The organism is Streptomyces sp. ISL-98, assembly GCF_018614055.1.
Taxonomy (GTDB): Bacteria; Actinomycetota; Actinomycetes; order Streptomycetales; family Streptomycetaceae; genus Streptomyces; species Streptomyces spiramyceticus.
Genome location: NZ_JAGGPB010000109.1, coordinates 1 through 9,395, shown reverse-complemented (window position 1 = coordinate 9,395; position 9,395 = coordinate 1). Strand labels below are relative to the sequence as shown.

Genomic DNA, 9,395 nt, shown 5'->3' with positions numbered 1-9,395 from the left:
ACCACAGGAGTCACCTCAGCACAAACCTACCCCCAGCGGCTGTTCACCAGCGCGGCGGAACAGCGTCGCGCCGTCGAGCAGGTGCTCCGTGCCGGTGACGACCCCACCGGACTGGAGGCGGAAGGCCGCTATCACACCCGGCTGTACCAGTCCCGGCCCCCCTCCGTATGACTGACGCCCAGGAGTAGGAGCAGCTGATCGTCGGGCTCCACCCCAGCAAGAGCTGGGCCCGCCGACTGTCCGGCAGACGGGCGGAGTCGGTGGAGTCGGGCGGTTCGGCCTCTTCGGAGGCCGTATCGCCCGTATCGCCCGTACCCTTCGTGGTGTCTACGGCGTCACATAGCGGGCGCCAAACCACTGGAGGCAACACCTCGTGCTGATTGCTCAGCGTCCCTCGTTGACTGAAGAGGTCGTCGACGAGTTCCGCTCCCGGTTCGTGATCGAGCCGCTGGAGCCCGGCTTCGGTTACACCCTCGGCAACTCCCTGCGTCGTACGCTCCTCTCCTCGATCCCGGGTGCCGCTGTCACCAGCATCCGGATCGACGGGGTCCTGCACGAGTTCACCACCGTGCCGGGCGTCAAGGAGGACGTCACCGACCTCATCCTCAACATCAAGCAGCTGGTCGTCTCCTCGGAGCACGACGAGCCGGTCGTGATGTACCTGCGCAAGCAGGGTCCCGGCCTGGTCACCGCTGCTGACATCGCCCCGCCGGCCGGTGTCGAGGTCCACAACCCGGACCTCGTTCTCGCCACGCTCAACGGCAAGGGCAAGCTGGAGATGGAGCTGACCGTCGAGCGTGGCCGCGGTTATGTCTCCGCCGTGCAGAACAAGCAGGTGGGCCAGGAGATCGGGCGCATCCCGGTCGACTCGATCTACTCGCCGGTTCTGAAGGTCACGTACAAGGTCGAGGCGACCCGTGTCGAGCAGCGCACCGACTTCGACAAGCTGATCGTCGACGTCGAGACCAAGCAGGCCATGCGTCCCCGTGACGCCATGGCGTCGGCCGGCAAGACCCTGGTCGAGCTCTTCGGTCTGGCCCGCGAGCTCAACATCGACGCCGAGGGCATCGACATGGGCCCGTCCCCCACGGACGCCGCCCTCGCTGCCGATCTGGTACTGCCGATCGAGGAGCTCGACCTCACCGTCCGCTCCTACAACTGCCTCAAGCGCGAGGGCATCCACTCCGTGGGTGAGCTCGTCGCCCGCTCCGAGGCCGACATGCTCGACATCCGCAACTTCGGTGCGAAGTCCATCGACGAGGTCAAGGCGAAGCTGGCCGACATGGGTCTGGGTCTCAAGGACAGCCCGCCCGGATTCGACCCCACCGCCGCCGCCGACGCCTTCGGTGCGGACAACGACGCGGACGCGGGCTTCGTGGAGACCGAGCAGTACTGAACGCTGCGCTGCGCCGGGTCGCGGGGAAGCCGGGGTACGGTGCCGCCAGCCCCGTTCGGCGAGCCGCTTGAGCTTGCCGCGTACCGGCTCGACTGGGCCGGGCTTGGTACCCCGGCCCAGTTTTACGCAGACCTCCGCGGCCTTGACCGGCTCCACCGCTGCTGTGACGATCTTCAGCTTGACTCCTCCCCCTCGTTTACGAGGGGGAGGAGTCAATTACTGAAACGCCCGCATCGGCTGTGCTGACATCCCCGAGTGAGCCCTCGTGTCACTTTCGCCAGAACAGGTGGTGCGTCACGCCGCTCGGGCTGGGCACGACCTCAAGGTGGAACCGGTCGAGCAGCTCATCGGGTGACTCCCAGAGTCGTACTCCGGACCCGAGCTTCACCGGCGAGACCGCCACATGCATGGTGTCGACGAGGTCGGCGTCGAGGAACTGCCGGATGGTGGTAACCCCGCCGCCGAGTCGGACGTCCTTGCCCTGCGCCGCTTCCCGCGCCTGCTCGAGAACCGTGGCCGGGTCGCCGTCGACGAAGTGGAACGTGGTGTCGGAGAGCGCGAACGAAGGACGCTTGTGGTGGGTCATGACGAACACCGGGGTGTGGAACGGGGGCTCGTCGCCCCACCAGCCGAGCCAGTCATGGTCCTGCCAGGGCCCGCGCTGGGGTCCGAACTTGTTGCGGCCCATGATCTCGGCGCCGATGTTGTGGGTGAAGTCCCGCGTGAAGTAGTCGTCGAGACCGCGGCTCCCGCCGGGCTCGGTGCGGATGGGCCAGCTCGCCGTGGCGCCGGCCCAGGAGAACAGCCTCTCGGGATCGACATGACCGAATGGCCTCTCGAGCGTCTGGTCCTCACCGGCACCGATCCCGTCACTCGAGACGGTGATGTTCTGGACTCTCAGTAGCTGAGCCACGTGTTCCTCCTGCGTTGTCGATAACGGTGGTGAGACTCTCCGGGCCGCGAAAACTCATCGCTGCGTCCGCCACAACAACGATCCCCAACGCTTCTTCGTCTCCAGGATGGACCGGTGGCCGATGTCGGACACTCCACACCTCACAGTCTGCGGGAGAGCGGCGGACGTTCGAACGGCCCCTCGACGCCTCCGAACGCACTGAGGTGGGGCCAATCGACTCATTCACAGCAGGCCCTGAAGATCGCTAATCGGGGCCAAAGGACTCGTTCCCCTGGGGCCAGAAAACTCGTTCGCGGCCACTCATGGTCGTCTTTGCGTGGCTCCACCACGTGACCTGCTGTGTGTGGTCTCCCGGCGGGCAGGCGCCGGGGCCGCGGGCGGTGGAGCGGTCGGGGCTGCTCCGCCCAGATGGTCTTGCCTGTCGGCGTGTGACGGGTGCCCCAGCGCTCGGCGAGCTGGCCGACCAGGAACAGGCCACGGCCGCCCTCATCCAGGGCACGGGCGCGGCGCGAGTGAGGAGCAGTACTGCTGGCGTCGGAGACCTCGCAGATCAGAGCGGTGTTGCGAATGAGCCGCAGCTGGATGGGGGCTCTGGCATGCCGTATGGCGTTGGTGACCAACTCGCTGACGATCAGCTCGGTGGTCGGGACGGCATCCTGCAGACCCCAGGTCGTGAGCTGGTCGGCGGCCCGTCGGCGCGCGTCGGCGACGATGACGGGCGCCGCGGGCAGGTCCCAGGTGGCCACGTGCGAGGGTCCCAGGGCGTGGGTGCGGGCCACGAGCAGGGCGATGTCGTCGACCGGCCGCTCAGGCAGGAGTGCCGTGATGAGGTGGTCGCAGGTGGCTTCCAGCGATGGGCTGGGTTCGGCCAGGGCCTGCACGAGTTCCTGCATTCCGGTGTCGATGTCGCGGTCGTGGGCTTCGACCAGTCCGTCCGTGTACAGGACGAGCAGGCTGCCTTCGGGCAGGCGGACGTCGGTGGCCTCGAAGGGGAGGCCGCCTACCCCCAGAGGGGGGCCTGGGACCAGGGGGATGAAGTCCACGGAGCCGTCCGGCATGACGGTGGCAGGGGCGGGGTGGCCGGCGCTGGCCAGGGTGCAGTGGCGGGAGACCGGGTCGTAGACCGCGTACAGGCATGTCGCGCCGACCTCTCCGGCGGATTCGATGCCCTCTTCGATCTCTTCGAGGATGAGGTCGTCGAGCTGGGTCAGCAGTTCATCGGGAGGAAGATCGACATCGGCCAGGGTGCGCATCGCGCTGCGCAGCTGGCCCATGGTGGCGGAGGCTTGGATGCCGTGGCCGACGACATCGCCGACGACCAGAGCCACACGTGCGCCTGAAAGAGGGATGACATCGAACCAGTCGCCGCCCACACCGGCCTGCGGATCCGCGGGCAGGTAGCGCATCGCCGTCTCCACTGCCGGCTGCACGGGCCGGTGATACTGAAGCAGGCGGCGCTGCAGAGCGAGGTCTGCACCGTCGGCCTCCTGCGGGGCAGCATGGATGAACCACTCGACGTGGTCATCGGCACCTACCAACGGGTAGGCCCGCACTTCGGCCTCTATCGTGTGGCCGTCCCGGTCGCGCAGCGCGACCCGTCCGGTGCACGGCTCCTGCTGTGAGAGGCTCCGCCAGGCCGAGTCCGGAAGGCCAGCGGCAAGAAGGTCGGACGCCGGACGTCCAATCGCCTCGCCCGACTCGTACCCGAGAAGCAGTCGGGCACCCCGGCTCCACGCCGCTACGACGCCCCGTGCGTCGACAGCAGCCGCAGCATTTCCCGCCGCCAGGGTGTTGTCATACATGCCCTCATCCCCTTCTCTCCATTGTGCTACCAGACGCGGCTCTAGGATGCGGAGCGGTCCAGTTCGTCGACATATCCGCGCTGTCCAACCTGGGTGCATCATGGTCCGGTGACCACGCGCAGAGTGTTGTCGGGGCTGTCGAGCCGATCCTGAACCGTGCTTTCTGGCTCGGATTCATGATTCTGGCGGTGTGCGGCTCCATCTGCTTGCTCAGTGTGCTCCTCACCCGGATGGCGACACCGCTGATGCCCGCCATTCCCGAACGCGGGCCGCAGATGGTCGCCTCCCTGATAGCCGTGGGCCTCGGAGCAGCCGGGTACTTCCGGTTTGAAGGCATCGTGAGCGCTCTGTCGTAGCGCGCCACAGGTCAATTGACCTTCCAGTGGGATTGCAGTCGGCGGAAAGGCGCCGCCGCCGGGACTTGGTGGTCGACCACGGTGCATGAGTTCCAGCCACTTTCTGACCATGCGGGCGAGGGCGATCCATGTGTAGACGCTCATTTCGCCGCTCTCGGTGAGGAAGGCGAGGCGGTTGGAGAAGTTGACGATGTCCTGGCGGTTCAGAAGCGCGGGGTGGGCGCCGTGGTCTTCACACTGCAGGTGAAGGCTGTCGGACAGCCGCACGAAGGCGTTGATGTGGTTTTGCATGCGGTGACACAGCTGGCTGCCCCGGCGCCGGGGCAGCTCCTCGCACACTGTGGCTTTCAAGGCCTCGCGCAGCCAGGGCTGGCGTACTTCGGTGAAGCGGATGGTGCCGGAGAGACCGAACGCGGTGGCATCCCAGACATCTTTGTGACGTTCACTCTCTGGCGTCATGCCCAGTCGGCGGGCGGCTGTGGTGAAGGCAGTTAGGACTCGGCGGCCGCGCTTGCAGAGCCCGGCGGGGTCGAGGTCGGCCAGTGTTGAGGCGCGCTCGGCCAGCGCCTGCTCGCATACGAGGCGAACGTGCCAGGGCGGAATCTTGGTCCCGCCTCGGACACGTTCCTGCAGGCCGTAGAGGACTTCGGCCGCAACCAGTGGAGTAAGTCCGCGCAGGCTGACCTCGAAGGTCTTGCTCACGGCCCGCGTGACGGCCTGAAACATCTCATCGCCGGGGAACGTCCCTTCCCGGATCTGGCGTCCACGCCGCTGCCAGTGCTGCAGGCAGTACGGAGAGGCCTTCCCAGATCGCTGCCGTTCGCAGGCGATCACCGCGCACACGCCGAGAGCGGGCAGGGGGCGGACATCGCCGTGCCGCAGGAAGTCCTCCAGGGCCGCGGACAGTCGACTACGGCGCAGTCGCGGACCCCGAGACGACGGTTGACCCTTGCCGCGACGATGAACCTGACGATCAAGACGGTCGCCCGACCCAAGGACTCATCCGGGTTCGTCCTGCTGCCCCGTCGCTGGGTCGTCGAGCGGTCCCTGGCCTGGATGATGAATGCCCGTCGGCACGCGCGGGACTATGAACGGCTCGTCCAGCACTCCGAGTCCCTGATCACCTGGGCCGCGATCACCCTCATGACCCGCCGCCTGGCCCGGACGGCTCCGAGAAAGTCACGGCGGCGCCGCGATCGCTGGCCGCAATACTGACCACCTCGAACCAGCCGCACCTACGCCACACCTGGAATGGTGCAGGCGAGGCGGAAGTGGATGCGTGGCGCAAGGAAAAAGGTCTTCGGTTTGCTTCCTCCGCCGCTGACCGGTGTGCGGAACTTCGCCGAGCGCTGGCGAGTCTGTTAGGCGGGGGTGCGCCGGCCCTGGCGGAAGGCGGCGAGACCAGTGTCGAAGTCGGCTGCGGAGCTCACGAACAGCACCGACTCATCCCGCGCGACGAATATCTTCCCCCCGCCCCGTATCGGGTGCCACACGCAGACACCCAGACCGTCAGGCAGCTCGCGTACCTTCAGCACCGCATCAGTGCCGAGCTTCGCGAAATACGCTACCCCGACCTGCGCCAAACGATCGACATCCATGTGGCCCCCTCCCGCCGTGCCGCGCCCGGAAGCACGCTCCGATCCGCTGAGAACGTACCGCCTCCCACCCACGGCCGCTCACGCGCCCCGCCAGCCCTGGAATCGGCCGACGGTCACAGACCGGCACGCGCACCACCTGGCAGCCCCGGGGCGCCACGGCCTGCGCCGGTTCATCAGACCGTGGCAACACCCTGTGCCGCGAGGCGTTCCAGCTTGTCAGGGACCGCGAGCGCGCTGGAGTCGGCGCCGATGATGCGCTTGAGGTTCGGTAGCAGTGCCAGGTCGTCGAGCGAGTGGACGTCGAACAGGTCGTCCTCGCCGTCCCAGACCGGCGAGCACTCGTAGTACACCTGATGCCCGCCATCGACGACCAGCGCGTCCACGCTCGCCAGCAACTCCTCGCTGATCTCGAGCTCTTCGAAGAAGGTTCGGGACTCGTCGAGCACAGTGAACGCCAGGTCGTTGTCGAACACGTGGGACTGCAGGTCGGTGATCCCCCTGGCCTCCATCCGCTCTTCGATGCTGAACACCGGCGTGAGCGTCCGGTCCCAGTACATGAGCTTCTCGATGACCAGCAGCTTGAAATTGAAGTCCCTGAAAACAGCCATAGACGGAGGACTATCACGTCGTGCTGACAGCGTCGGCACTGTGCTGCTGTTCCGGGGGCCATCGGCGCGGTCGACCTGGCGCCCCGGCACTCCGAAAACCGTGCCGGTCCGTACTCCCGCCTGGCTCCGGCCGAATGTTGGTGAGCCCGGCAGACGGTAGTGTCCACCGACACGGTCCGGCCCACGTCGTCACCAGCGTCCGCCGCGGCCGGAACGGGCTGAAACTCCGTTCCCAGGTGCCGTCTAGGGGTCCGGCGGTGGTCGGCCCATCGCCGTCCACGGACCGGATCGGGCGGCATCAACGGCTTGATCCGATCCCACACAGCATCGGTGATCACTAACCGGACAGGCACATCCGATCAACTGACCAACCCACCAAAGAGACACACTCGACAGCGGAGGCGGAACGCGAACGGCGCCCTCATGCAGGGAGGGAACCGTTCGCTGGGTGCTGCTCCATAGAGGCGGGCCACTGTCACAATTCCCCTACGATCGCGCCCCCACGCGGCGCAAGGTGGCCGCGCAGCCGGAGTCCTGACGAGTCCATTGATCAACTTCTAGCCTGTTATACCCCTGTTCGAACTGCCGTGGACCCCGGTGCCGCCCGGCCCTCCTTGTACGGAATGTTAGTGGCGGCGTTTACGCTCCGCTTATGCGAAACCCCAAGATTCTGTTCGGCCTGGTCGTGGCCGGTCTGCTCACCGCCGGCTGCGGCTCCGACGCAAACTCCTCCGACTCCAGTGGCGGAGGAGCCGCGCAGAAGGCCCTGCCGGTCGCCATCGACGGCCCCCAGAAGGACGTGCGCAAGCGCGGCGAAGACAACCTCAAGGTCACCCCGGCCCCCGATCAGGGCGCGCCCCTCACCGAGCAGGTGGAGCACCGCCTGCGCGAGGCCATCCTCCTCACCGCCAGCGTGGCCGGTGAGACCAGCGCCAAGTGCCCCGATGGCGTGACCCAGAAGGCCGGCGCGGTCAGTCAGTGCGTCGTGACGTACGAGGGGGCCGAAATCCCCTACGAGGTCAAGATCAGCGACAGCTACACCGAGGGCAGCAGCATCACCTCCTACACCACCACACCCAAGAAGGGCCTGCTGGTGGCGAAGTTCGTGTACAACTCACTGAACGAGAACTACGGCACTGAGTCGGGGCGCACCGACGCCAGCAAACTCGCCTGCGAAAAGCTCCCCGTCGCGAAGGCGTTCGACTGGAAGTCCGACACCGGCTACAAGTGCCAGTACTGGACCAAGCACGCCAACAACGGCAAGGGCGGCTACGACACCCTGCGGGTCACGATGGGCCCCTCCGGCTACGTCCCCGGCTTCGAACCCGAACCTGTCAAGTAACACACCGGCGTCACACTTCGACACCACACTCACGGGGTGGGGCGGTCTCCGCTGCGGAGACCGCCCCACTCTGTCTGCCCTGCGCAGGGCACACCCCCCGATCACGAGTACTGGTGACGGTCCGTCTGGGTAGCCGCTGGGCCCGACCTCCTTCGCCTGCGGCTTCCGGGTGAGAGGAATGGACGTCGGTCGTCGAGGAGCGGCACGCGCGGCTCAGGTCGTGTGTGGGGGGAGTGGGGGAGGTGTCATGGCCCATCGGATGGTCTTTGTCAGCGCGTGTCCGGCCAGCCGCACGCAGGTTTCCTCGACTCCTGGCACGTAGGGGAGTCCGAGCGGTTTGCGGGCCCACAGGGGGAGAGTCGATACCGAGGTTGCGGCAAGGACGGCGTATGGGGCTCGGGCGATCCAGGGCAGGGGTGGGTGAAGGAGAATGAACCGGGCTGCCTCGCGGGCCTCTTGCGTGGCGCGCAGCTCGGGGCGATAGATAGCCAGCCGGTCGGCGAGTTCAGCCTGGTTCCGGGGAGGATCCACTACACCGAGCGCGGCCGCGACCCGTGCTGTGTCGGCGACGAATCCGTCGCAGCCTGCGGCGTCCAGTGGCTTTGCGCCGTAGAGCTGATGGGCGTGCAGGAAGCTGTCGACCTCGGCGATGTGCACCCAGGCGAGAAGGTGAGGGTCGGAGGCTTGGTACGTCTCTCCGGCGGCGGTGGTGCCTTGCACCCGGTTGTGCACGGCCCGGACGCGGTCGACCGCGCGCTGCGCGTCGTCCGCGGTGCCGAAGGTGGTCACTGCGAGGAAGGTGCTGGTGCGCTGGAGCCGTCCCCACGGGTCGCCGCGGTAGCCGGAGTGTGCTGCCACGGCGGCCATGGCCAGTGGATGCAGCGACTGCAGCAGCAACGCCCTCAGTCCGCCGATGAACATCGAGGCGTCGCTGTGGACGGTACGGATGGGCCGCTCCGGGCCGAACCAGCGGGGCCCCGGCGTGCCATGGATGCGGGCACGGTTGTCCGGGCCCGCCGGGCCCGCGACGCGGGTGAACAAGCTGCTGCCGAGTCGCTTCCGCAGGTCGGAGAAGCTGGGCGCGGAAACGTCCATCCGTCAAGTATCCGTCTGGACATGCCCCACGTCACCAGGCTCCGAGGAAAATGCCCAAAGACCTGCGGCTGTGCCGCCGAGGACTGAGCGCATGAGTAAGCCATCGCCGCCGGGCTGCCGGAGGAGGTGCACCGCCGGCCGGGGGTGTTCGACGCGGTGGTGATCGGTCTGGGGTCGATGATGGGCGCGGGGGTCTTCGCCGCGCCGGCCCCACGGCGCGCGCGGCCGGGTCGGGGCTGTTGCTCGCCCTCGCCGCACTGGTCGCCTAAGGCCTGTCTGATAATT

7 protein-coding genes and 5 pseudogenes are annotated in these 9,395 nt (G+C 67.3%); 4 read left to right on the top strand and 8 right to left on the bottom strand.

Translation table 11 applies throughout. The annotated features are described in order from the left end of the window. Positions 1-373 precede the first annotated feature (373 nt). Positions 374-1,396, top strand: coding sequence for a DNA-directed RNA polymerase subunit alpha (locus J7I98_RS39800; RefSeq protein WP_214929939.1), 1,023 nt, complete (start codon positions 374-376; stop codon positions 1,394-1,396). Between the two features lie 268 nt (positions 1,397-1,664). Here J7I98_RS39800 and J7I98_RS39795 read toward each other — a convergent pair whose 3' ends face one another. The 4 genes and pseudogenes from J7I98_RS39795 to J7I98_RS39785 form a co-directional block, all read right to left on the bottom strand. Further along, on the bottom strand, positions 1,665-2,309 hold the full coding sequence (locus J7I98_RS39795) for a dihydrofolate reductase family protein (RefSeq protein WP_214929938.1): 645 nt from the start codon (positions 2,307-2,309) through the stop codon (positions 1,665-1,667). A 386-nt stretch (positions 2,310-2,695) separates the two neighbouring features. Further along, positions 2,696-3,778: pseudogene (locus J7I98_RS39790) on the bottom strand (SpoIIE family protein phosphatase); the annotation flags it as partial. Between the two features lie 51 nt (positions 3,779-3,829). After that, a pseudogene (locus J7I98_RS43225) lies at positions 3,830-4,111 on the bottom strand (PAS domain-containing protein); the annotation flags it as partial. 98 nt (positions 4,112-4,209) lie between these two features. Continuing rightward, positions 4,210-5,310, bottom strand: a complete 1,101-nt coding sequence (locus tag J7I98_RS39785) for a hypothetical protein (protein WP_214929936.1) — start codon at positions 5,308-5,310, stop codon at positions 4,210-4,212. A 117-nt stretch (positions 5,311-5,427) separates the two neighbouring features. Between J7I98_RS39785 and J7I98_RS42035 the strand changes: the two are divergent. After that, positions 5,428-5,676: pseudogene (locus J7I98_RS42035) on the top strand (transposase); the annotation flags it as partial. A gap of 152 nt (positions 5,677-5,828) precedes the next feature. On the opposite strand, the gene J7I98_RS39775 reads toward J7I98_RS42035, so the two are convergent. The 3 genes and pseudogenes from J7I98_RS39775 to J7I98_RS39765 all read right to left on the bottom strand — a co-directional run. After that, entirely contained in the window at positions 5,829-6,065 is a 237-nt protein-coding gene (locus J7I98_RS39775; protein ID WP_214929935.1) for a hypothetical protein, read from the bottom strand. 173 nt (positions 6,066-6,238) lie between these two features. Beyond that, positions 6,239-6,673, bottom strand: a complete 435-nt coding sequence (locus J7I98_RS39770) for a hypothetical protein (protein ID WP_214929934.1) — start codon at positions 6,671-6,673, stop codon at positions 6,239-6,241. A gap of 116 nt (positions 6,674-6,789) precedes the next feature. After that, a pseudogene (locus J7I98_RS39765) lies at positions 6,790-7,026 on the bottom strand (IS5/IS1182 family transposase); the annotation flags it as partial. Positions 7,027-7,325: 299 nt separating this feature from the next. On the opposite strand from J7I98_RS39765, the gene J7I98_RS39760 reads away from it, so the two are divergent. Beyond that, positions 7,326-8,015 (top strand): hypothetical protein, encoded by a 690-nt coding sequence (locus J7I98_RS39760; RefSeq protein ID WP_214929933.1) that lies wholly within the window; start codon positions 7,326-7,328, stop codon positions 8,013-8,015. A gap of 213 nt (positions 8,016-8,228) precedes the next feature. On the opposite strand, the gene J7I98_RS39755 is transcribed toward J7I98_RS39760, so the two are convergent. Continuing rightward, on the bottom strand, positions 8,229-9,110 hold the full coding sequence (locus J7I98_RS39755; RefSeq protein ID WP_214929932.1) for an oxygenase MpaB family protein: 882 nt from the start codon (positions 9,108-9,110) through the stop codon (positions 8,229-8,231). Between the two features lie 102 nt (positions 9,111-9,212). Here J7I98_RS39755 and J7I98_RS42030 point away from each other — a divergent pair. Continuing rightward, positions 9,213-9,367 (top strand): annotated as a pseudogene (locus J7I98_RS42030) (amino acid permease); the annotation flags it as partial. Positions 9,368-9,395: the final 28 nt, after the last annotated feature.

Bases quoted from the DNA above. Each gene is read 5' to 3' on its own strand.
- J7I98_RS39775 (WP_214929935.1), bottom strand. From the start codon at position 6,065: ATGGATGTCGATCGTTTGGCGCAGGTCGGGGTAGCGTATTTCGCGAAG.
- J7I98_RS39760 (WP_214929933.1), top strand. From the start codon at position 7,326: ATGCGAAACCCCAAGATTCTGTTCGGCCTGGTCGTGGCCGGTCTGCTC.
- J7I98_RS39770 (WP_214929934.1), bottom strand. From the start codon at position 6,673: ATGGCTGTTTTCAGGGACTTCAATTTCAAGCTGCTGGTCATCGAGAAG.
- J7I98_RS39755 (WP_214929932.1), bottom strand. From the start codon at position 9,110: ATGGACGTTTCCGCGCCCAGCTTCTCCGACCTGCGGAAGCGACTCGGC.